We start from the raw sequence: 21,847 nt of genomic DNA, 5'->3' as shown, positions 1-21,847 counted from the left end.
GGACTCGGTCGTCAACGCCCTTCACCTCCCGAGCGGTTGCTGCTGTTGCGGGTATTGCTGGCGTGCGGGGTGTTGGCCGGGCTCGGTGAGCGCGGCGCGGGTGTGGCGGAGGGGACCGCTCCGCCGCCGCCCTGGCCGGAACGGCTGCTGTGGGCGGCGACGCCGCCGGAGACGGGGTTGGCGGGGCGGGGCGCGCCGGAGCCGCCCGTGCCTCCGCCGTTGTTGTCGGCGCGGGAGCTGTGGGTCTTGATTCCCTGGGCGACGAAGGTGGCCGGGGAGGTGACTATGGCGGCGGCCTTGGCCTCGGCGCCCTGCATGATGCGGTTGTTGCGGCCGTTGGCGATCTCGTCGCCGAAGCCGGGGACGAAGCGGTAGATCATCGCGCTGGCGAAGATGGCGAGCAGGATGATGGCGAGGCCGGAGACGACGGCGGAGAAGGAGTCCGGGCCGTTGTCTCCGGACAGGGCACCGGCCAGGCCGAGCACGATGACGACCACCGGTTTGACGAGGATCACGGCGATCATGATCCCGGCCCAGCGGCGCACGTGGCCCCACAGGTTCTTGTCCACCAGGCCCGCGTAGACGACGGTGCCGAGGAGGGCGCCGACGTAGAGCAGGGCGGCGCGGATGACCAGCTCCAGCCAGAGGATGCCGGCGGCGAGGATGCTGACCAGGGACACGACGATCAGCATGATGGGGCCGCCGCCGATGTTCGTGCCCTTGTCGAGGGCGCCGGAGAAGGTGCCGAAGAACGTGTCGGCCTGGTCGCCGGTGGCCTTCGCGAGGACGTCGGTGACGCCGTCGGCCGCCGAGACGACGGTGTACAGGATCAGCGGGGTGAAGGCGGAGGCGAGGACGGTCAGCCAGAGGAAGCCGACGGCTTCGGAGATGGCGGTGGAGAGCGGCACCCCTCGTACGGCCCTCTTGGCGACGGCCAGCAGCCACAGCAGGAGTGTCAGGATCGTGGACGCGGCGAAGACGACGGCGTACTGCTGCAGGAACTTGGTGTTCGTGAAGTCGACGTTCGCGGTCTCCTTCACGGCGTGGCTGAGCTTCTGGATGGTCCAGGAGGCGGCGTTGGCGCAGCCCTTGGCGAGGGAGGTGAGGGGGTCGAGGGTGTCGAGGGAGGGGTTGTCGGGGGTGGTGCCGGTGGAGCCCTTGGAGCCGTTGTCCTTCTCGCAGAACTGTTTGGCGGCACCGTGGATCAGGCCGCACGGGTCGTTGCTCTTCGTCGCCGAGGGCGTGGGTGTGGGTGTGGGCGCGGCGAAGACACGCGTGGCCGTGAGGACCGCTGCCGTCTGCACGGCCGTGACGGCGCCGGCCAGGGTGAGTACGCGGCGGTTAGCGGGCATAGGTGAACCCTCCGTACTCGTCGACGGCCTTCGAGATCTCGTCCGAGCCGGAGGCCTTGTCGTCGCCGGGGACGGGTGCCGGGCCTTCCTGCTGGGAGTGCGTGATGATCTTCCAGTCGCCGCCGGTCCACTCGAGTTTCATCGTGATGGTGAACCAGCTGTTGGTGACCGGGTTGGTGGACTTGTCGCCCGCGAGACCGAGGAGCCCGCTGCACCAGACCGCGACCGTGGCGGTGTCGCTGGTGGACTCCGTGACCTTGGTCCCGATCGGGCTCGTGCGCGAAACGAATGCGTAGCCCTTCGGAGCCGCTCCGTCAGTGCTCAGGCCGAGGCTCTGGTTGAAGGCCGGGGTGTAGGCCCTGTCCATCGCCGCCTCGGAGCTGGTCACCTTGGAGGGCGTCACGATCGACTGGAGGATGAACTCGCGTTGGGCCTTGTTGAACATCTCGGCCGACCCCAACGCCACCGCATAGTTGGCCGCGGCGCTCTGCGCCCCTTGCGCCGTATGGGCGAACCCGGAGGGGGTGTTGCCGATCTTCGTCTCCACCGGCTTCGATCCGCTGGCCGCCGTCGACGAGGTGTGCGGGCGGTCGCCCTTGGCCGTCGAGTCCTTGGCAGACGAATCGTCTCCTCGGTTCGCGAAGGCGATCGCGGCGACGAGGATGACGACCACGCCGACGACCGTGACCAGGCTCCGGGAGGAGGAACGGCCGCCTCTGCGGGGCGCGCCGCCGTAGGGGTCGCCCCCGGGCAGCCGGGTCCGGGTCTGGCCCGATTCGGTGTAGCCCTGCTCGTCTGTGGGACTCATGCTGCGTGCGCCCCCTCCACCTCGTAGACATACGACGGTAGCCGTGCTGGTTCCCGCGCGGGCGCGGTGTGGTGACTCGACATCAGGGAAACGCAACCTCTGCCGGTGGGCACGACGGGTGGGTGGGGGTGGAGGGGACGACCGGGCGTGCCCGGGAGGGTACGGAGGGAACGGGCCGTCAGACCGCCATGCCGTACACGATCGTGAACAGCGTGCCCAGGGAGCCGATGATGAAGACTCCGGTGAGACCGGCGATGATCAGGCCTTTGCCCTGTTCCGCGCTGAAGGTGTCGCGCAGGGCGGTCGCGCCGATCCGCTGTTTGGCGGCACCCCAGACCGCGATGCCGAGGCAGAGCAGGATGGCCACGGCCATCACCACCTCGATCATCACCTTGGCCTCGTTGCCCAGGCTGCCGAAGGGGCCCCAGTCCGGAGCGATCCCGCCGATGATGGTGTTGATGTCTCCCTTGTCGGCCGCAAAGAGCATGTAAGTCACCGCCCCTGGTGGGTAGTTCCGCATCGCCTCTGCCATGCGCAGAGGTCAAGCCTCATTCTCGCCGACAACGTCGCCGTCGTATGTCGACTTGACGTCATTGGCTGGCGGGTTTCGTACGAATGGCCCGTTCGGTCACTCTGTGTATCACGGCAGGTCACGCCGGGCAACGAGGTGGGTGCGGAACCTGTCGTGTGGTTCCGTCGTTGTACTCCGTTACGGCCTGACACGGTTTCTGACGGCTGGTCGGGTGAGTCGTCGATTCGATGTTCTCACGGACGGAACGGGGAAGGGCCCCGGCGTCGGTTGCCGAGGCCCTGAGGCGGGTGGTTCTCGCCGCGCCCGGCCGGTGGCGGCCGAGCCGCCGGGCGGGCAGGGAAAACGGGCCACGGCCGGCTGCCGTGGCCCGTCTTCCTCTCCGTGCCGCCGAAGGGACCCCACGTCCCCCTCAGATGGCGGCTCCCCGTGACCCGACGGGGTGGTTCAAGCGCTGCCCGGTCAGTGCCGGGTGGGCTGCTCAGCCCGTGAAGGCGGACGTGCCCTCGGGGGTGCCCCAGCCGGTCGGGCCGTCGTAGCCGGACTTCGCGGTGCAGAAGTAGCTGGTGGAGCAAGTGCCGTTGGTGCCGCTGGTGACGTCGTTGAGAGCGGAGGTGCCGGCCGCGGCGTACGGGTAGGCGGAGGGGTAGTCGCCGGAGCCCGGGGTGCCGGCCAGGGCGTAGACGCCGGCGATGATCGGGGCCGAGGCGCTGGTGCCGCCGTAGGTGTTCCAGCCGGTGCCGTCGGAGCCGTAGGTGTCGTACACGGAGACGCCGGTGGCCGGGTCGGCGACCGCCGAGACGTCGGCGATCATGCGCTTGGCGCAGCCGGTGTCGGTCTGCCAGGCGGGCTTGGCGTCGTAGGCGGAGCAGCCGGAGCCGGTGCCCTCGGTGCTGGACGTCTTCCAGACGCTCTCGGTCCAGCCGCGGCTGGTGGAGGAGGTCTTCAGGGCGGTGCCGCCGACGGCGGTGACGTACTTGGAGGCGGCCGGGTACTCGGCGCCGTAGCCCTCGTCACCGGCGCTGGCGGTGATGGCGACACCCGGGTGGTTGTAGTACTTGGAGTCGTAGGAGGTGTCGGAGGACGACTCGGAGCCGCCGTAGCTGTTGGAGACGAACTTCGCACCCAGCTTGACGGCCTCGTTCACCGCCGTGCCCAGGTTGGCGTCGCTCGCGGACTTCGCCTCGACGAGCAGGATGTTGCAGTTCGGGCAGACGGCGGAGGCCATGTCGAGGTCGAGCGAGATCTCGCCGGCCCAGCCGCTGTCGGCCGAGGGGAGGGAGGTCGTGGAGCCGGTCTGGCCGACCTTCTCGAAGCAGCCGTTGTCCGTGGTGCACGCGGACAGGCCGTAGTAGTCGCGGTAAGTGGCCAGGTCCGCCTCGGCGTTCGGGTCGTCGTAGGCGTCGACGATCGCGATGGTCTCGCCGGAGCCGTTCGCGGAGGCGGCGTCGGTCAGGCCGTAGGCGGACTGGAGGTCGCTCGGGCCGTACCCGGTCGGCGAGTCGGAGGCCGCCTTCGGGGAGACGGTCTTGGGCGCGATGCCCTTCTTGGCGGCCTGCTCCTCCTGGAAGGCGGTGGTGCCGCCGGTGACGCGCAGGGCGTGGCAGGACGCGTAGCCCTTCTTCGGGGTGGTGGAGCACGCGTTGGTGTACTGCACATGGGCCTTGGCGACCTGTGCGGCGATGGCCTGGGCGCTCGCCTTGTGGGCCGTGGGGGTGGCGGCGTCGGCGTGGGCGGCGGTGCCGAGCCCGGCGAGGACGAGGCCCGCGGTGGCCGCGGCGGCGGAGCCGATGCGGCGCCATCTGCCGCGTATGTGGGGCTTGGTGGGGGTGGGCGTACGCAACGTACAGCCTCCTGTGAATGGGGTTGACAGAGGCCTGCGGGTGGGGGCCACCGGCGTGGTTGCCGGTGGGGGCGGCGGCCCGCGACGACGATCGCTTGTTGAGTACGCGACAAACAAGTGAGCCGTTGAAATCCTGACTTCCGCCATACCCAAGGAGGTTGGGGGCTTACTGATCAATGGCGGTGGGATGGAACTGCGCTGGGCTGTGCTTGACCCGTGGCACAGGCCGCGCACAGCTCGCTTCTACGCGCGTCAGCGCGGGCGCAGTCCGTGCAGCAGCAGATGGACATGGGCGTCCAGGCCGGCCAGGGCCTCCTCCGCCTCCAGGGCGCAGCCGGCGATGAGGGCGGCGAGGCCGTGCAGGCTCGCGGCGGCGACCATCGTGATGCGCTCGGGGTCGCCCGGGACGATCTCGCCGCGCTCCTGGGCGTCCGTGATCAGCCCGGTGAAGGAGGCCAGGGAGTGGTCGACGGCCGACGCGAGCTGCGCGGAGCTGTCGGGGTGGTGCTTGCGCGCGAACATCAGCTCCAGGAGCTCCGGATTCCCGACGGCGAAGCCGAGGTAGGCCCGCGCGAGCGCCGTCATCCGCTCCTCCAGGGTGAGCCCGGGGTGCTCGGCGGCGGTGTGGAGGGCCTGGTTCAGGCGCTCGTACCCGTCCAGCGCGAGGGCGTCGAGCAGGGCCTGCTTGTCCTTGAAGTGGCGGCCGGGAGCGGCGTGGCTCACGCCGATGTCACGGGCCAGCTCGCGCAGCGAGAGTGCGCCGGCCCCCTTTTCGCGCAGGGTGCGCTCGGCGCTCCTGAGCAGGGCTGAGCGCAGGTCTCCGTGGTGATAGGGGCGCGTCGCGGACATGTGCGCCATCGTATCCCGATGTTGTCATCGTCAATATAGTTGTCAATGCCATCATTGTTGTCATTGACAGCATTGTTGTCGATGCCTACATTGTGGCCATGGCTGATACGACCGAAGCGCGCACCGCGCGCACATGGAACGCGACCCACCTCCCCGACCTGACCGGCCGTACGGCCGTGATCACCGGCGCCAACAGCGGCCTCGGCTTCGCGGCCGCCGAGGCGCTGGCCCGGGCCGGGGCGCATGTGGTGTTCGCCGTACGGGACCTCACGCGCGGCGGCGCCGCGGCGGCGAGGGTGAGCGGCAGTACCGAGGTGCGCCGCCTGGACCTGGCGGACCTGGACTCGGTGCGGGAGTTCGCCGCCTCGTGGGACCGCCCGCTGGATCTGCTGATCAACAACGCGGGCGTGATGATGCTGCCCGAACAGCAGACGAAGCAGGGCTTCGAGATGCAGTTCGGCACGAACCATCTCGGGCACTTCGCGCTGACGAACCTGCTGCTGCCGTACGTCACGGACCGGGTGGTGACGGTGTCCTCCGGCCTCCACCGCTCAGGCGACGGAGTGATCCACTTCGAGGACGTGAACCTGCGGGGCCGCTACTCCCCGAACCGTGCCTACGCCCAGTCCAAGCTGGCCAACCTGCTCTTCACCCTGGAACTGCAGCGCCGCCTGGCCGAGGCCGGCTCGTCCGTGCGCGCCCTGGCGGCCCACCCCGGCTATGCGGCCACCAATCTGCAGAGCCATGCCGCGAGCCCCTTCGCACGGGCGGGCATGGTGCTCGGCAACAAGTTCCTCGCCCAGAGCGACAAGGCCGGCGCCCTCCCGACGCTCTACGCGGCCACCCGGGACCTGCCCGGGGCGTCCTACGTCGGCCCCGACGGCCTGGGGGAGATGCGCGGCGCCCCGACGCTGGTCGGCCGCAGCAGGGCGGCGAGCGATCCGGAGGCGGCGCGCAGGCTGTGGACGCTGTCGGAGGAGCTGACGGGGGTGGAGTGGAGGCTTCCGGCGACGCAGGTGTCGTAACACCCGGTGTTGCGCTCGCCAATCCTGTGACCACAGGTCCGGCGGTGACTCGGGGGAGAACGGTGGAGCGGGAGAGCGACGGGGGTCCGGGGGCCGCTGAGCGGACCGCGCCAAATGTGCCGAGACGATCACGCGGCTCATGCCCTTCCAGGCATTTCCGTACTTATATGTGTGATACGGAGGTAAGCGCCCGAAGGTTCGATGGGCCGTGACGTGACCGGATACGGTGACTTGGACGGACTCCTCCAGGACTGACGGACGGCGGCAGGGATGGGCGGCACCGGCCCGGTGAACTTCCGGCTCAACGGCCGTACGGCCCTGGTGACCGGCTCCGTGCGCGGACTCGGACTGGAGATGGCGCAGGGCCTGGCCGCGGCCGGGGCACGGGTGGTCCTGAACGGCCGGGACGCCGTCACGCTGGCCGCGGTCGTCGCGGGGCTGCGGAACGAGGGCTACGACGTCCTCGCCGCCGCGTTCGACGTCACCGACCGGGAGGCCGCCGAGGAAGCGCTGCGGGGGCTCGGCGACATCGATGTCCTCGTCAACAACGTGGGCCACCGTGACCGGCGGGGCCTGCGGGAGATGACCCCGGACGAACTCTCCGCGATGCTCGACGACCACCTGACCTCGGCGTACGCGCTGAGCCAGACCGTCGCCCGGGGCCTGGCCGCGCGCGGCGCCTCGGGCCGCATCATCAACGTCTCCTCGGTCGTCGGCCGGCTGGGCCGCACCGGGGACGTCGCCTACGCCACCGCGAAGGCGGGCCTGGACGGCCTGACCCGGGCCCTCGCCGCCGACCTGGGCCCGAGCGGTACGACGGTCAACTCGGTGGCACCGGGCACGTTCGCGACCGACGTCAACGCGGAGTCGGCCGACGACCCCGAGTGGGCGCGGTGGCTGCGGACGCGTACCGCGCTGGGCCGCTGGGGCCGGCCGGGCGAGATCGCGGGGATCGTGGTCTTCCTGGCGAGCGATGCGGCGTCCTTCATCACCGGGCAGACGATCGCGGTGGACGGCGGGATGACGACGACGTTCTGACACGGGGGTCGGAGCCGTCGGCTTCCGAGCCACCCGGCCAGTCGTCGTCCGGTTCGGCGCCGGGCAGGTCCAGAGTGTCGTACACAGCCTGTGCATAACCCGGCGGTGATCGTACGGAACCGACGCGGCGCGGCTGGAAGATCACCGGCTGCGAGAACTCCCGCGCCCGACTGAACTCGGTGCCGGACTACGCGGCGAGACGTATCGCCAGTTCCCTGGCGTGGGACTCGGCGGCTGCGAGGGACTCGGCGCGGGAGGCCTCGAAGAGCGGGACCAGGCCGGCCATGGCGGGAACGACCGGGGCCAGGGTCAGTTCGGGGACGATGAAGGTGACGTCCATGCCGAGACCGGCGCCGAGGGCCTGCCGCAGATAGCTCTGCACATAGTCGTTGCCGTGCTGGGGTGTGCCCTCCCGGAACGACCCGCCGCGGCTGGTCACGACGACGGCGGGCTTGCCCGCGAGCGAGGGGTTCTCGGTCATCGCGGTGCGGCCCACCGCGAAGACGTGGTCGATCCAGGCCTTCAACGTCGAGGGGATCGAGTAGTTGTACATCGGGGCGCTGAGCAGGATCACGTCCGCCGCCTCCGCCTCTTCGATCAGCTCGGCGCGCAGAGCGAAGGCGGCCCGCTGTTCGGGGGACTGGTCGGCGGGGGCGGTGTAGCCGGCGTAGTAGGCGGCGGCCCTCAAGTGGGGCACCGGATCGGCGTCGAGGTCGCGGTGGATCACCCTGCCCTGCGGATGCTCGCCCTCCCACGCCCTGCGGAAGGCGGCGGTGACGGCGCGGGAGTGGGAGTTCCCGCCGTTGAGGGAGGTGTCGATGTGCAGCAGCGTGGCCATGAGAGTTCTCCTGCGTGAAGGGAGAGCTGCCTTGGTGCGGCCGCCCTCTGTGCGCAACACCCTGCTACCTCAAGCATGGTTGAGGTCCAGTGGATGTGATCCCTGGAACTCGATTTCGGCAGTTACTACGAGCTGTTCAAGAACGGCCGGACGAAGACTTCGTGAAACAGATCAATTGAGTACGCGTACCCACTCCCTGTCGGGTCCCCGTACCCATCCGCCGCGCCTTCCCGCAGACCTACCGTCCTCGTATGCCCGAGGAGACCGCACGAACCGACACCGACACCGACACCGACACCGACAGCACCGCGCCGACCGAGTCCGGGTCCTCCCCCTCTTCCGTTCTCAGGACGCTCGGATGCGGCTGTTCCGCACTCGTCGGAGTCGTACTCGTATGCGTACTTGTTCTGGTCGCCCTGCTCGCGTCGCAGTCATCGGGGTCGACGGACTTTCCCCGCGTCGCGCCCGAGGACATGGCGAGCCGCGCCTTCCAGCGGTCCCAGGAGGCGTACGACGTCCTGGGGTTCAAGCGCACCGTGGAACCAGGAGGCGGGAACGTCGGCGTCGGAGCGGTGAACACATTCGGCTCCGAGTTCTGCTACGACGGGGGCCCGCTGGGGATGGAGGACAAGACCGTCGACGGCGCCTACCGGATGAACCACGAGTGGGGGCTGGACCACGTGCCCGCGAGCCAGGCCGTCTCCGGCCTCCGCCGGCTGCACCGGCACCTGGAGGACAGCGGCTGGGAGGTCACGTCCTACCGTGAGGGCGGGAAGGGCAAGGACTGGGAGCTGTACGTCCGGCGGGGCGACGGGGACGAGCGGATGACCTTCATCTGGTTCCCGGACCGGCAGTACTTCACCGGCTTCGCCGCCGTGCCCTGTGCCTACGACCCCGCGTGGAAGGACGGCGACGTCGGCCCGTCCGAGGCCGACGAGCGGCCCCCCGCCCTCTTGGCCTCATAGAGGCTCAGAAAGTGGTCGAACTCGCCTGCCTGCACGCCGAGGACGAAGGCGTTCCACTTGTGGCGGGTGGGCCGGTTCCTCAGTACTGGGTGTTGAGGTCCGTGCCCTTGGGAGCCCGCCAGCAGCCGGAGACGACGTTTACCAGGAGCAGTGGCTCCTTCTCGTGAGGGTGGGTCGGGGTGGACACCATGAGCACGGCGTTCACCGAGAAGCGGTCGTGCCCCGAGTCCGCCGTGAGAGAGAGCGACTTGGCCTTGCTCTTGTTGGGGCCGTAGTCGACGATCTTCCAGCCCTTCTTCGGCAGCTCCTCGTGCAGCCGCTGGAAGCCCGCCTTCAGCTCGTCCTCGGAGACGCCGTAGACCGACCAGGGATGAAAGGTCTTGTAGAGGTGCCCGGGGTCCTCGGCGCAGGTCTGGATGCTGGGGCCCGGCTCTGTGACCTTGCCTTTGCGTATGTCGATCATCTCGTAGATTTCGCTGGAGGCGGCCTTGGCCTTGTCGCGGGCCTTGTCCACGTCCAGCGTGGGGTGCCCGGAGGCTGTCTCCGAGCCGGAGGAGTGCTCCGGCGAGGGCGAGTGTCCGTTGTCGTCCACGGTCCTTGAACATCCTGCCGTGAGGAGGGAAGCCGCAACTGCGGCGGCGGCAAGGCCGATGGAGGCCCCTCGGTACCGGTTCCTTACTGGGCTGTGCATCGGCATCACCTTACGGATCCACTACTTGGTCGTACCGTCCGCTGACCACGGCAGCCTGGTTCAGGAGGCTGTACGAATCCTCGTCCCAGTAGCCGCTGTGACCTCCTGTGTCGACAGCCATGCGATGCGCACCGAACGCTTCGTCGGACGGAACCGTCTGGATGTAGCCGCCGCTCGCGTGGCCGACCAGCATGCCAGGACTGCCCGCCACGACGATGTCGTCCGCGGCCAGGTGCCTTCTCGGGCCTGAGTGCGACGCCGTGACCCGGTGGAACAGCGTGCGGTACTTGTGCAGCTGCGCCTCGGCGTCGAGGAAGGCGAGGCCGTGGGCCTGGTCGAGGTAGACGGTGTCCAGCTGCGGTACCGGGCCGTGCGCGGAGTGGATCGATTGCCGTCCTCGCCGCGCGCGACCTCTCTCCCCTCGCGCCCACCGCCGAACTCCCGGCCGCCGAGCTGCTCGCCAACGCGCATCTGCACACCACCGGGCCCTACGCCCTGCGCCTCCGGCAGAGAAGGAGGGTGGCTGTGCGTGGCCGTCTGGGAGACGGATCCCCGCGTCCCGCCCGGCTTCGCCGCCGGGGAGGCGGCCGTGGTGCCGGACGACGCCGAAACCGGAGGCGGGCCGCACCTCGTACGGGCGTGTGCCGACTCCTGGGGCGCCTCCGTGCTGCGCGGGCTGGGCGCGTCGAGGGGAGGGAAGCTGCTGTGGGCGGAGGGTCAGTCGGACGGCCCAACGTGAAGGAGCCGCCACGGCGCCTACCAGGACGTACTGCCCGAGCCGCTCGGCAGCGGTCTCGCCACCGGCGGCTTCCCGGTCTACGGTGAAGCCTCGCGCCCGTAGGAAGGTTTCACAGGAAAATCTCAGTTAAGTCGGGGCGGGTTTCTCACCTTCGTGGGGGAGAGTAGTGCCTGATGAAGCGCATCTCACGCATCTGGCTCACCTCGCGTCCCACGTTGCTGTGTGCTGTGGTGACGCTTGCCCTGACGTCCGCGTCCGTGGCGGCCGCCTCCGACGGGCCGGGACCCTTCGGGGTCACGGCCGTTGCCGACGTGACCGTCCAGAACAAGCGGGTGGGCGCGCTGTTCGATGCGAGCCGGGTCGGCAAGCTGGCCGGCGGGCACTTCTGCAGCGCCTCGGTCGTGCGCAGCCCCCAGCACATGCTGATCGCCACCGCCGCGCACTGTGTGGACGACGATGACGAGGACCTCGTCTTCGTACCGGGATACCGGGACGGGAAGGCGCCCTACGGGGTCTGGAAGGTGGGGAAGCGGTTCCTGCCCGACGAGTGGGCCAAGGAGCAGAGCGAGGACAGCGACATCGCCTTCGCGTATGTGGAGGAGCTGGACGGCAAGCGGATCCAGGACGTGCTCGGCGGGAACCGGTTCGTCCCCGGCGTGGCCACCGGAGCCACCGCCGTGACCGTCACCGGCTACCCCGACACCCGCGACGAGCCCGTCACCTGCACCAACAAGCCGACCCAGCGCGGCCGCACACAACAGCGCATCGACTGCCCCGAGTTCACCGGCGGCACCAGCGGCAGCCCCTGGATCAACGGCAACGACCAGGTCGTCGGCATCCTCGGCGGCCACGACAAGGGCGGGACGACGGCGGACACGTCGTACAGCGTGGTGCTCCGGGGCGACGCGGCCAAGCTCTACCAGGCGGCGACCGCAGGTCGCTGACAGCACCTCACTCGCACGCGCCAACCTGTGAAATGGCGCCACTCTCTGTCCAAATGGCCTTGAACAGCGTCCGCATGGGGGAAAGTTGAACCGTGCGGAAGGTATGGGTGATCGGTGGGGCGGCCGTCGGGCTCGGGCTCAGCTTCGTCATGCTGCTCGTCGTCGGGGTGTACGTCGTCGCCGGGAACCTCGTCAACGGCGTGACCTCGGGCGGTCGTGGGCTCGCCAAGGGAGCCGTGCCGGCCGCCTACAAGCAGCTCGTGCAGCGGTGGGGCAACCTGTGCCCCGCGCTCAGCCCGGCGCTGCTCGCCGCCCAGCTGTATCAGGAGAGCGGTTGGAACCCGACGGTCGTCAGCCCGGCCGACGCGCGCGGCATCGCCCAGTTCATCCCGAGTACCTGGGCGACGCACGGCATCGACGGCAACGGCGACGGCAAGCGCGACATCTGGGACCCGAACGACGCGATTCCATCGGCCGCTTCGTACGACTGCGAGCTGGCCAGGTATGTGAAGACCGTCCCCGGGAACACCACCGACAACATGCTCGCCGCCTACAACGCGGGTGCCGACCGGGTCATAAGGGCGGGCGGTGTACCGGGTATCAGCGAGACACAGAACTACGTCCTGCGCATCCGCAGTCTGGAGAAGAGCTTCGCCGCGCCGGTCAAGCGGATCGATCCCACCCGGCAGGCCGCGGGCGCGATCGGCTTCGCCCAGAGCAAGCTCGGCACCGCCTATCTGTGGGGCGGCAACGGCACCGCCGACCAGGGGGGCCGCTTCGACTGCTCGGGTCTGACCAAGGCCGCGTACGACACGGTGGGGATCAGCCTTCCCCGGGTGGCCAACGACCAGTACAACGCCGGACCGCACCCCTCACGGGACCAACTGCTCCCCGGCGACCTGGTCTTCTTCTCCGACAACCTCACCGACTCGCGGGCCATCCGGCACGTGGGGATCTATGTGGGCGGCGGGTACATGATCGACGCGCCGCGGCCGGGCGCCGTGATCCGGTTCGACCCGATCGACACTCCTGACTATTTCGGTGCCACCCGGGTCACCGAGGATGGCGCAAAAGCGCTCCCCACGGCGGTGTGAACGGGCTGTGAACCTACCCCCTGAGCTGCGGTAATGAGTCTCTCTTCGATAACGTCTGCGTGATCATTCCGTGGAGAGTGGAACGTATTGATGGGGGCCGTGCGTTCCTGTTGACGTAGCCGAGCGGACGGCAGTACGGCAGTACAGCGGAAGCGGATCTACGAACCACGGGGGTAGGCGCGGCGCACACGAGGTGCGTCCGGTAGACGACGAAGGGGCCGCAGCACCATGGCTGTACTCGCCGAATCCGGATCGAACCCCGACGTCGACCTGCTCTACGACATCAATGGCCTGGCCAAGGACGCACCGCACTGGTTCGACCGGGTCATGGAGTTCGTGGGCGAGTACGGACTGCCGCTCGCGATGGTGCTGCTCGTGCTCTGGTGCTGGTGGTCGGTGCGGCGCCGGGCCGATGAGGATGCCGCGTCGTCGGTGGCCGCGCTGGTGTGGGCGCCGCTCGCGGCCGGACTCGCGGTCCTGGTGAACGTACCGATCAGAGGCTTCGTCGCCCGGCCCCGTCCCTTCAACGCCCATCAGGGACTGGACGTCCTCGTCTCCGGCAAGACCGACTTCTCCTTCGTCAGCGACCACGCGACGATCACCATGGCGCTCGGCGTCGGCCTGTTCGTCGCCAACCGCCGCTTCGGCATCGCGGGCATCGGGCTGGCGCTGGTGGAGGGCTTCTGCCGGGTGTACATGGGCGTGCACTATCCGACCGATGTCGTCGGAGGCTTCGCGCTGGGCACGGCGGTCGTGCTGCTTCTGTCGCCGCTTGCGACGGCCCTGCTCACCCCGCTGATGAAGGCCGTGGAGCGGTCGCCGCGGGCCGGGTGGATCGTGCGCCGTGGCCCGGCATCGGCCGAGCGGCCGGACGCGGTGGTCCCCGGTGCCCGCAAGTCCCTGGAGGCCGAGGAGCGCGACCTGGCGGCGTGACCGTACGCTCCCGCGCGTGACCAAGTTCTCCGCCACCGTGTGCCTGCCGCCCACCAAGCCGCGCAGGCTGCCCGACGCGATAGCGGCCGCGATGGCGCCGTACGACATCAACGGCACCGCGAGGTGGAACCCGGCCGGCGAATGGGACTGGTGGCGCGTCCACGTCTCCGCCAGGACCCCCTACCTCGCCCTGCCCGCGCACGACGGCGACCGCAGACTCGTCACGGCCTCCACAATCCCGCGCCGGAAGGCCGAGCTGGCGCCCCTCGGCCCGGGGAAGTGCTACGGCGGCCCCCGCGGCCTGCTCGACCTCGCAGCCATGCGGCGCCGGGCCGTACGGCGGCACGACGCCCTGTCCGCCGCATGGGACGAACTGGCCGAACGGCACCCGCCGGCCCGCCCGCTCGCCGAGTTCCTCGCCCGCCACGAGTCCGACCCCGAGGGCTACGCCCTGGCGCAGGCCAAGGAGGACCACCTGCTCCAGCCCCTGGTGCAGGAGGTGGCCCAGCGGGCCGTCGCGGGAGACCCGCACTTCGGCATGTCGTTCCTGACCGACGACCCGGTCGCCTACTTCGCGCGGGAGCACGAGGCGCTCCGGCAGGGCGTGCTGCGCACCGCGGTGCCCGGCTACGCCCTGCTCACCCTGGACGGCAGCTGGTGGGACGCGGACGGCGAGGGTTATGGGGACCGGGCCAACGCCTACCTCGACGACCTCGATCCCGAGGCCGTCGTGGTGGACGTGCTGTGCCACTGCTGAGCCAGAGGCCCTGCTGAGTCAGAGGCCCTGCTGAGTCAGAGGCCCTGCGCGTAGGAGAAGAACCTCTGCGGGTCGTACTGCTTCTTCACCTTGGCCAGGCGCGGGGCGGCATCGCCGTAGTACGCCTTGCGCCAGTCCGGCAGGGTCGAGTCCGTGTAGTTCTGGTAGGCCGCGCCGGAGGCGTACGGCTTCATCGCGGTGTGGGCCGACGTGAGCCAGGCCTGGGCCGAGCTGCCGGAGGCGCCCGCGCCCCAGGACGCGATGTACTGCGCCAGCATGCGGGAGCGGCGGTGGACGAAGGCCGTCGCCGTGGGGCTGACGCGGTTGACCGCGCCGCCCAGGGCGGTGAACGCGATGCTGCCCGCGCCGCCCCGGACCGAGCCGAGCTGCCTCAGCAGGGTCTGGATGCCCGCCGAGGACAGGGAGCGGTCGAAGAAGTCGGAGCGGGCCGCGTAGGTCTCGCGGCCCAGGCGGCCCTGGGGAGAGCGGCCGGGCGTGGAGCCCGGGAGGTGGCACTGGGCGTCCGTGGAGAAGGAGGAGCAGCCGGCGTAGATCTCCATCGCCTCCTCGTAGCCCCGGCGGCGCAGGGTCACGGAGCGGGCGTCGGCGCCGGCCTTGTGCGCCAGCTGGTCCACCGCGTTCTGGAGCTCGCCGTAGGTGCCGAGGGAGAAGCAGGCCACGGAGATCGACGGGGTGCCGCCCGGGGTGTTCGACAGGTGGAGGGAGGACCAGATCTCGTCGGGCTGGGACGGGCCCCACTCCTGCCAGGCCTTGATCACCGCGGCCGCCTTGGACCACGACCACGTCATGTACGCGGTCACCGCCTGCGGCGCCGCATGGGTCTTGAAGTGCAGTTCGGTGACGACGCCGAAGTTGCCGTTGCCCGCGCCGCGCAGCGCCCAGAAGAGGTCGGAGTGGTTGTTCGCGTCGGCGGTCACCTGGGTGCCGTCGGCGGTGATGAGCGTCGCCTGGGTGAGGCTGTCGCAGGTCAGGCCGTAGGCGCGGGAGGCGACACCGTGGCCGCCGCCGAGGACCAGGCCGGAGACGCCGACCGTGGGGCAGGAGCCCGCGGGTATGGTCACGCCCTTCGCGCCCAGCGCCCGGTAGACGTCGATCAGCTTGGAGCCCGCGCCGACCACCGCCTGTCCGCCGCCGGCCCGGATCCGGTTCAGCTTGGACACGTCGAGGATCAGGCGGTTGTCGCCGGAGGAGTAGCCCGCGTAGGAGTGTCCGCCATTGCGTATGGACACCCGGATCCGGTGGGCCTGGGCGTACGCCAGGGTCGTACGGATGTCGTCGGCATGGGCGACATAGGCGACCGCGGCCGGCTTCAGACCGTCGAAGCGGGTGTTGTACAGCTGGTGGGCCGTCTTCCACGTGGTGTCCCCGGGGCGCAGCAGGGGGCCGTCGAGGTCGCGGGCGAGGGCTGCCCAGTTCGCGGCGGCGGCCTGACTGGTGGTCTTCAGAGCCGTACCGGAGGATGAGAAGGCGCGCGTCGAGGACCCGGTGGACGTGCCCGAACCAGAACTGCATCCCGTCAGCGCGGTCGCCGCCAGTGCGGCCGCGCCGCCCGATATGAACGTTCGCCGTTCCATGTCCGTCGCCCTTCCTCGGCTCTCCTGGGACGAGACGACGGCACGCGCACAAGGGTTCCCACGACGCGGGAACGGACGGCGAATGTGTGTCCGAGCAACCCGACTGTCGGAATCTCCATGTGCCCTCCCCGTAAGCATTCCGTGACCTAACCAGGCCGATGGCAGGGGTTCACCCTCCGTTCATTTATGGCCATCGGCCGCTTCACCTGATCTGCCTAATTTCGGCCCTACCCGATGCGGGGGCGGTCATGAACGCGCTCGCGCACTCTTGCTCACCTCGCACGCCGCCCATCGCGGCGGCTCCTGGAAGGAACTCCCGAAAGTGAAGCTTCAGCGCAAGAACCGGCTGCGCGCCCTGTCTCTCGGTGCGATCGCGGTCTCCGGTGCCCTGGCCCTGACGGCGTGCGGCTCGGACGACAACGGCAACAACAACGCCGGTGGCGGCAAGTCCTCGGCGCCGGCCAGCGCGGGCTCCGTCAAGTGTGACAACGCCAAGGGCCAGCTGCTCGCCGATGGCTCCTCCGCGCAGAAGAACGCGATCGACGCGTGGGTGAAGCAGTTCTCGCAGGCCTGTGGCGTGCAGATCAACTACAAGGGTGGCGGCTCCGGTGCCGGTGTCACCTCCTTCAACCAGGGCCAGCTCGCGTTCGCCGGTTCCGACTCGGCGCTGAAGCCCGAAGAGGTCAAGGCCTCCAAGCAGGTCTGCTCCGGCGGCCAGGGCATCGACCTCCCGATGGTCGGCGGCCCGATCGCCCTCGGTTACAACGTCCCGGGTGTCGACAACCTGGTCCTGGACGCCCCGACGATCGCCAAGATCTTCGACAGCAAGATCAAGAACTGGAACGACCCGGCGATCAAGGCCCTGAACAAGGGCGCGAAGCTCCCGGACCTGAAGATCCAGGCCTTCCACCGCTCCGAGGACTCCGGCACCACGGACAACTTCACCAAGTACCTGCTCGCCACCACCCCGGCCAACTGGAAGTACTCCGGCGGCAAGGCCTGGCAGGCGCAGGGCGGCCAGGCGGCCTCCGGCTCCGCGGGTGTGGCCCAGGGCGTCAAGCAGAACTCCGGCGCGATCGGCTACTTCGAGCTGTCCTACGCCAAGGACATGAGCACCGTCTCCATCGCCACCGGCGCCAAGGCCCCGGTCAAGCCCTCCGTGGAGAGCGCCACCGCCGACATCGCGGCCGCCAAGGTCGTCGGCACCGGCAAGGACCTGACGCTGAAGCTCGACTACGCGACCAAGGCCGAGGGTGCCTACCCGATCACCCTGGTCACGTACGAGATCGTCTGTGACAAGGGCAACAAGGCGGACACCCTGCCCGCCACCAAGGCGTTCCTGAACTACATCGCCTCCGAGGACGGCCAGAAGGTGCTGTCGGACAACAGCTACGCGCCGATCCCCGACGAGATCATCGCCAAGGTCCGCACCACCATCGCCGGCCTGAGCTGACCTGATCCCAGAGTGCGGCCCGGTTCTTCCCAGACCCGGGCCGCACCGTCCGGTGCACCGCCGCCCGGAGCCGGCCCCCGAAAGGGGATCGCCTCCATGGAGCCGCCCACTCGGTGGCTCCGCAGACCGGAGACCCCTGATGGACATATCAACAAAGACCACTGACGCATCCCCGCCCGCGCCCGAGCCGGACGTGGCCCAGTCGAAGCGCAACGCCCGCGGCGCGACCCGCCCCGGCGACCGCATCTTCCTCGGCCTTTCCCGTGGCTCCGGCATCCTGCTGCTGGTGATCATGGCCGCGATCGCGGTCTTCCTCACCTACCGTGCCTCCCTCGCGATCAGCAAGGACCACGGCAACTTCCTGACCACCTTCGAGTGGAACACCAACCTCACGCCGCCGAGCTTCGGTATCGCGGTGCTCGCCTTCGGCACGATCGTCTCCTCGATCATCGCCATGGCGCTCGCGGTCCCGGTCGCCGTCGCGATCGCGCTGTTCCTCACGCACTACGCCCCGCGCAAGCTGAGCGGTCCCATCGCCTACGTGATCGACCTGCTCGCCGCGGTGCCGTCCATCGTCTACGGCCTGTGGGGCGCCCTGATCCTCGTCCCGCACATGCAGGGCCTGTACGGCTGGCTGAACGACTACCTCGGCTGGACCGGCATCTTCTCCTGGGACGGCGGCGCTCCCCGCGCCATGCTCACCGTCGGCATCCTGCTGGCGATCATGATCCTGCCGATCATCACCAACGTGAGCCGCGAGGTGTTCCGCCAGGTCCCGCGGATGCACGAGGAGGCCGCCCTGGCCCTCGGCGCCACCCGCTGGGAGGTCGTCCGCATGGCGGTGCTGCCCTTCGGCCGCTCCGGCGTGATCTCCGCCTCGATGCTGGGCCTCGGCCGCGCCCTCGGCGAGACCATGGCCGTGGCCACCGTGCTCTCCCCGAGCTACGACATCCAGGCCAGCCTGCTCGACCCGGGCGGCGGCACCTTCGCCCAGAACATCGCCAGCAAGTTCGGTGAGGCCACCGAGCAGGGCCGGGACGCGCTGATCGCCTCCGGTCTGGTGCTCTTCGTCATCACGCTGCTGGTCAACGGCGCGGCCCGTGCGATCATCGCCCGCCGCAAGGAGTACTCGGGGGCCAACGCATGAGCCACGCAGCCGTCACCGACAAGCGTCCCAGCACGCTGCGGGCCGCAAGCCTTCCGAAGTGGACGCCGTGGGTCATCGCGGCCGGCTCCCTCGCTCTCGGGATCGGCATCAGCGCCGCGGCCGGCCTGCAGAGCAAGATCCAGTGGGGTCTGATCGCCGCGGTCCTCTTCATCCTCGGCACCTACGGCATCGCCGCCAAGGTGGAGGGCCGCCGCCAGGCCAAGGACCGGGTCGCCACCTCGCTCGTGTGGGTCGCCTTCGTGGTCGCCGTCATCCCGCTGGTCTCCCTGGTCTGGGTGACCATCTCGCGCGGTGTGAAGGTCCTGAACGTCTACTTCCTCACGCACTCCATGGGTGTCGTCGCCGACTCCGAGCCGGGCGGTGGCATCTACCACGCCATCATCGGCAGCCTGGAGCAGGTCGGTCTCGCCACGCTGATCGGCGCCCCGATCGGTGTGATGACCGCGATCTACCTGGTCGAGTACGGGCGCGGTCGCCTCGCGTCGTCGATCACCTTCTTCGTCGACGTCATGACGGGTATCCCGTCGATCGTCGCGGGTCTGTTCATCCTCAGCCTGATGCTCATCTTCAAGATGCAGCCGTTCGGCTTCGCCGGTTCGCTGGCCCTGGCCATCCTGATGATGCCGGTCGTCGTCCGCTCCACGGAGGAGATGCTCAAGCTCGTCCCGAACGAGCTGCGCGAGGCCTCGCTGGCGCTCGGTGTGCCGAAGTGGCGGACCATTCTGAAGGTGGTCCTGCCGACCTCCATCGGCGGCATCACCACGGGTGTCATGCTGGCCATCGCCCGTATCGCGGGCGAGACCGCTCCCGTGCTGCTGCTGGTGTTCGGCAACCCGTTCATCAACAACAACCCCTTCGAGGGTGCGCAGGCGTCGCTGCCGCTGTACATCTATCAGCAGTACTCGCAGAGTGCGGGCGCCAACGCGGCCTACGACCGCGCCTGGGCGGCGTCCCTCACACTGATCGCCTTCGTGATGATCCTGAACCTGGTGGCCCGCGGCATCGCCCGCTGGAAGGCCCCCAAGTCCGGTCGCTGACGCGGCCAATCGGCGACTGACCAAGACTTATCTGGAAGTGAAGTAGACAATGGCCAAGCGAATCGACGTCAGCGGACTCACCGCGTACTACGGCTCCCACAAGGCGATCGAGGACATCTCGATGACCGTCGAGCCGCGCTCGGTGACGGCGTTCATCGGCCCCTCCGGCTGCGGCAAGTCGACGTTCCTGCGCACGCTGAACCGTATGCACGAGGTCACCCCCGGCGGCCGCGTCGAGGGCAAGGTGCTCCTGGACGACGAGGACCTCTACGGCGCCGGTGTCGACCCGGTGTCGGTGCGGCGCGAGGTGGGCATGGTCTTCCAGCGCCCGAACCCGTTCCCCACGATGTCGATCTTCGACAACGTGGCCGCGGGCCTGCGCCTGAACGGCAACTACAGGAAGTCCGAGCTCGGCGACATCGTCGAGAAGTCCCTCAAGGGCGCCAACCTCTGGAACGAGGTCAAGGACCGGCTGAACAAGCCCGGCTCCGGCCTTTCGGGTGGTCAGCAGCAGCGTCTGTGCATCGCCCGTGCCATCGCGGTCGAGCCGAAGGTCCTGCTCATGGACGAGCCCTGCTCGGCCCTGGACCCGATCTCGACGCTGGCGATCGAGGACCTGATCGGTGAGCTGAAGGAACGGTTCACGATCGTCATCGTGACGCACAACATGCAGCAGGCGGCCCGTGTCTCGGACCGTACCGCCTTCTTCAACCTGGCCGCCGTCGGTCAGCCGGGCCGGCTGATCGAGATCGACGACACCGAGCGGATCTTCTCGAACCCCTCGGTCCAGGCCACGGAGGACTACATCTCCGGCCGCTTCGGCTGAGCCGGCGCCGGTCCTCCTCCAGGACCCCTCGCGGTGCTGCATGGCGGTGCCACCGCGAGGACGAAAAAGGGCCCGCCCCTGGCTCCCGGGGGCGGGCCCACTTCGTTCATTCGGCCACTTCGGTCCGTTCCCACCACCGGTAGACGGTGACCCGTCCCTCCGTGGTGTCCTCGTGCCGTGTGGTGACCTTGTAGTGCTCGTAGCCGCCGGTGTGCGGAATCTTCAGCTCTTGGCCGGGGGGAACGATCGGCACGGTGGTGCCCGCCAGATCGTCCGGCCCGCCTTCGAGGAGTGCCTTGGTAGTCATATGTCCAGTCTTGCCACTGGGGCGACTACCGCATCTTGAGGCCACCCGGCCCGCTACAGCACCGTCAGTTTCACGATTCCGAAGGCCAGGGCCGCGACCAGGGCGGCTGCCGGCATGGTGATGAACCAGCCCATGACGATGTTCTTGGCGACGCCCCAGCGGACGGCGTTGACGCGCTTGGTGGCGCCCACGCCCATGATCGCCGAGGTGATCACATGGGTGGTGGAGATCGGCGCCTTGAAGAGGTAGGCCGTGGTGAACATGATCGACGCGCCGGTGGTCTCGGCGGCGAAGCCCTGCGGCGGGTCGAGTTCGATGATCTTGCGGCCCAGGGTGCGCATGATGCGCCAGCCGCCCGCGTAGGTGCCCAGCGACAGCATCAGCGCGCAGACGATCTTCACCCAGACCGGGATCGGGTCGCCGTAGGTCTCGTGGCCGGAAATCACCAGTGCCATCACCACGACGCCCATCGTCTTCTGGGCGTCCTGGAGACCGTGGCCGAGGGCCATGCCGGCCGCGGAGACGGTCTGGGCGATGCGGAAGCCCCGCTTGGCCTTGTGCGGGTTGGAGCGGCGGAACAGCCACAGGATGGCCGTCATCACCAGGTAGCCGACGATCAGGCCGACCATCGGCGAGATGAACATCGGCAGGATGACCTTGTCGAGCACGCCGTTCCAGAGCACGGTCGTGCCGCCCGCCAGAGCCGCGCCCACCAGGCCGCCGAAGAGGGCGTGGGAGGACGAGGAGGGCAGGCCGAAGTACCAGGTGACCAGGTTCCAGATGATCGCGCCGAGGAGGGCGGCGAAGAGGATGCCCATCCCCTTGGAGCCCGCGGGCGTCTCGATCAGGCCCTCGCTGACCGTCTTGGCGACCCCGGAGCCCAGGAAGGCACCCAGCAGGTTCATCGCCGCGGCCATGGCGAGCGCCGCGCGCGGGGTCAGCGCCCGCGTCGACACCGACGTCGCGATCGCGTTCGCGGAGTCGTGGAAGCCGTTCGTATACGTGAAGAAGAGCGCGACCGCGATGGTCACGACCAGGGCGAAGGTGTCCATCGAC

General features: G+C 69.3%; 23 protein-coding genes. 12 read left to right on the top strand and 11 right to left on the bottom strand.

What is annotated here, in order from left to right; genetic code table 11:
- Positions 1 to 11: 11 nt before the first annotated feature.
- The 5 genes from AVL59_RS45710 to AVL59_RS45690 all read right to left on the bottom strand — a co-directional run bounded on the left by AVL59_RS45710 (position 12) and on the right by AVL59_RS45690 (position 5,390).
- Positions 12 to 1,352 (bottom strand): hypothetical protein, encoded by a 1,341-nt coding sequence (locus AVL59_RS45710; RefSeq protein WP_067316235.1) that lies wholly within the window; start codon positions 1,350 to 1,352, stop codon positions 12 to 14.
- Positions 1,342 to 2,160 (bottom strand): DUF8175 domain-containg protein, encoded by an 819-nt coding sequence (locus AVL59_RS45705; RefSeq protein WP_067316233.1) that lies wholly within the window; start codon positions 2,158 to 2,160, stop codon positions 1,342 to 1,344. The genes AVL59_RS45710 and AVL59_RS45705 overlap by 11 nt, the downstream gene beginning before the upstream one ends.
- Positions 2,161 to 2,338: 178 nt before the next feature.
- Positions 2,339 to 2,647: a hypothetical protein gene (locus AVL59_RS45700; RefSeq protein WP_014673544.1), complete on the bottom strand. Its 309-nt coding sequence runs from the start codon at positions 2,645 to 2,647 to the stop codon at positions 2,339 to 2,341.
- Positions 2,648 to 3,170: 523 nt separating this feature from the next.
- Complete coding sequence (locus tag AVL59_RS45695; RefSeq protein WP_067316231.1) at positions 3,171 to 4,532, bottom strand: S53 family peptidase; 1,362 nt, start codon at positions 4,530 to 4,532, stop codon at positions 3,171 to 3,173.
- Positions 4,533 to 4,784: 252 nt separating this feature from the next.
- Complete coding sequence (locus tag AVL59_RS45690; protein ID WP_067316229.1) at positions 4,785 to 5,390, bottom strand: TetR/AcrR family transcriptional regulator; 606 nt, start codon at positions 5,388 to 5,390, stop codon at positions 4,785 to 4,787.
- 89 nt (positions 5,391 to 5,479) lie between these two features.
- Here AVL59_RS45690 and AVL59_RS45685 point away from each other — a divergent pair, with 89 nt between their 5' ends.
- Together AVL59_RS45685 and AVL59_RS45680 are read left to right on the top strand one after the other, a co-directional pair.
- On the top strand, positions 5,480 to 6,406 hold the full coding sequence (locus tag AVL59_RS45685; protein ID WP_067316227.1) for an oxidoreductase: 927 nt from the start codon (positions 5,480 to 5,482) through the stop codon (positions 6,404 to 6,406).
- Between the two features lie 270 nt (positions 6,407 to 6,676).
- Entirely contained in the window at positions 6,677 to 7,444 is a 768-nt protein-coding gene (locus AVL59_RS45680) for an SDR family oxidoreductase (RefSeq protein WP_067316226.1), read from the top strand.
- A 187-nt stretch (positions 7,445 to 7,631) separates the two neighbouring features.
- Here AVL59_RS45680 and AVL59_RS45675 read toward each other — a convergent pair whose 3' ends face one another.
- Positions 7,632 to 8,282, bottom strand: a complete 651-nt coding sequence (locus AVL59_RS45675; RefSeq protein WP_067316224.1) for an FMN-dependent NADH-azoreductase — start codon at positions 8,280 to 8,282, stop codon at positions 7,632 to 7,634.
- Positions 8,283 to 8,533: 251 nt separating this feature from the next.
- On the opposite strand from AVL59_RS45675, the gene AVL59_RS45670 reads away from it, so the two are divergent.
- Positions 8,534 to 9,247, top strand: a complete 714-nt coding sequence (locus AVL59_RS45670; RefSeq protein WP_067316222.1) for a hypothetical protein — start codon at positions 8,534 to 8,536, stop codon at positions 9,245 to 9,247.
- Positions 9,248 to 9,326: 79 nt separating this feature from the next.
- Here AVL59_RS45670 and AVL59_RS45665 read toward each other — a convergent pair whose 3' ends face one another.
- Entirely contained in the window at positions 9,327 to 9,839 is a 513-nt protein-coding gene (locus tag AVL59_RS45665) for a hypothetical protein (protein WP_067316220.1), read from the bottom strand.
- A gap of 109 nt (positions 9,840 to 9,948) precedes the next feature.
- Positions 9,949 to 10,149 carry a hypothetical protein gene (locus AVL59_RS52915; RefSeq protein WP_159400227.1) on the bottom strand — a complete coding sequence of 67 codons (201 nt, stop codon included), beginning with the start codon at positions 10,147 to 10,149 and terminating at the stop codon, positions 9,949 to 9,951.
- Between the two features lie 318 nt (positions 10,150 to 10,467).
- Between AVL59_RS52915 and AVL59_RS55420 the strand changes: the two genes are divergently transcribed.
- The 5 genes from AVL59_RS55420 (at position 10,468) to AVL59_RS45635 (ending at position 14,405) form a co-directional block, all read left to right on the top strand.
- A complete protein-coding gene (locus tag AVL59_RS55420) occupies positions 10,468 to 10,677 on the top strand; it encodes a hypothetical protein (RefSeq protein WP_237281977.1) in 210 nt (69 codons plus the stop codon).
- Positions 10,678 to 10,850: 173 nt separating this feature from the next.
- On the top strand, positions 10,851 to 11,621 hold the full coding sequence (locus tag AVL59_RS45650) for a trypsin-like serine peptidase (protein WP_067316216.1): 771 nt from the start codon (positions 10,851 to 10,853) through the stop codon (positions 11,619 to 11,621).
- 92 nt (positions 11,622 to 11,713) lie between these two features.
- Positions 11,714 to 12,715: a C40 family peptidase gene (locus AVL59_RS45645; RefSeq protein ID WP_067316214.1), complete on the top strand. Its 1,002-nt coding sequence runs from the start codon at positions 11,714 to 11,716 to the stop codon at positions 12,713 to 12,715.
- 228 nt (positions 12,716 to 12,943) lie between these two features.
- Positions 12,944 to 13,648 carry a phosphatase PAP2 family protein gene (locus AVL59_RS45640; RefSeq protein ID WP_067316212.1) on the top strand — a complete coding sequence of 235 codons (705 nt, stop codon included), beginning with the start codon at positions 12,944 to 12,946 and terminating at the stop codon, positions 13,646 to 13,648.
- Positions 13,649 to 13,664: 16 nt separating this feature from the next.
- Entirely contained in the window at positions 13,665 to 14,405 is a 741-nt protein-coding gene (locus AVL59_RS45635) for a hypothetical protein (RefSeq protein ID WP_067316211.1), read from the top strand.
- Between the two features lie 35 nt (positions 14,406 to 14,440).
- Here AVL59_RS45635 and AVL59_RS45630 read toward each other — a convergent pair whose 3' ends face one another.
- Positions 14,441 to 16,000, bottom strand: coding sequence for an FAD-binding oxidoreductase (locus AVL59_RS45630; RefSeq protein WP_067316209.1), 1,560 nt, complete (start codon positions 15,998 to 16,000; stop codon positions 14,441 to 14,443).
- 322 nt (positions 16,001 to 16,322) lie between these two features.
- On the opposite strand from AVL59_RS45630, the gene pstS reads away from it, so the two are divergent.
- The 4 genes from pstS to pstB all read left to right on the top strand — a co-directional run bounded on the left by pstS (position 16,323) and on the right by pstB (position 20,484).
- A complete protein-coding gene (pstS, locus tag AVL59_RS45625) occupies positions 16,323 to 17,453 on the top strand; it encodes a phosphate ABC transporter substrate-binding protein PstS (RefSeq protein ID WP_067318548.1) in 1,131 nt (376 codons plus the stop codon).
- Between the two features lie 139 nt (positions 17,454 to 17,592).
- On the top strand, positions 17,593 to 18,600 hold the full coding sequence (gene pstC, locus AVL59_RS45620) for a phosphate ABC transporter permease subunit PstC (protein ID WP_067316207.1): 1,008 nt from the start codon (positions 17,593 to 17,595) through the stop codon (positions 18,598 to 18,600).
- Positions 18,597 to 19,658 carry a phosphate ABC transporter permease PstA gene (pstA, locus tag AVL59_RS45615; protein ID WP_067316206.1) on the top strand — a complete coding sequence of 354 codons (1,062 nt, stop codon included), beginning with the start codon at positions 18,597 to 18,599 and terminating at the stop codon, positions 19,656 to 19,658. Before pstC ends, pstA begins: the two co-directional genes overlap by 4 nt.
- A 49-nt stretch (positions 19,659 to 19,707) precedes the next feature.
- Positions 19,708 to 20,484, top strand: a complete 777-nt coding sequence (pstB, locus tag AVL59_RS45610) for a phosphate ABC transporter ATP-binding protein PstB (RefSeq protein ID WP_067316204.1) — start codon at positions 19,708 to 19,710, stop codon at positions 20,482 to 20,484.
- A 106-nt stretch (positions 20,485 to 20,590) separates the two neighbouring features.
- Here pstB and AVL59_RS45605 read toward each other — a convergent pair whose 3' ends face one another.
- The gene (locus AVL59_RS45605; protein WP_067316202.1) at positions 20,591 to 20,791 is read right to left on the bottom strand and encodes a DUF5988 family protein; all 201 of its coding nucleotides are present in this window, start codon (positions 20,789 to 20,791) and stop codon (positions 20,591 to 20,593) included.
- Between the two features lie 53 nt (positions 20,792 to 20,844).
- The gene (locus AVL59_RS45600) at positions 20,845 to 21,843 is read right to left on the bottom strand and encodes an inorganic phosphate transporter (protein ID WP_067316200.1); all 999 of its coding nucleotides are present in this window, start codon (positions 21,841 to 21,843) and stop codon (positions 20,845 to 20,847) included.
- Between the last annotated feature and the right edge of the window lie 4 nt (positions 21,844 to 21,847).

This window comes from Streptomyces griseochromogenes, assembly GCF_001542625.1.
GTDB lineage: Bacteria > Actinomycetota > Actinomycetes > Streptomycetales > Streptomycetaceae > Streptomyces > Streptomyces griseochromogenes.
Note: the sequence above shows the minus strand (reverse complement) of the source record. Positions and strands in the feature narration are given on the sequence as shown.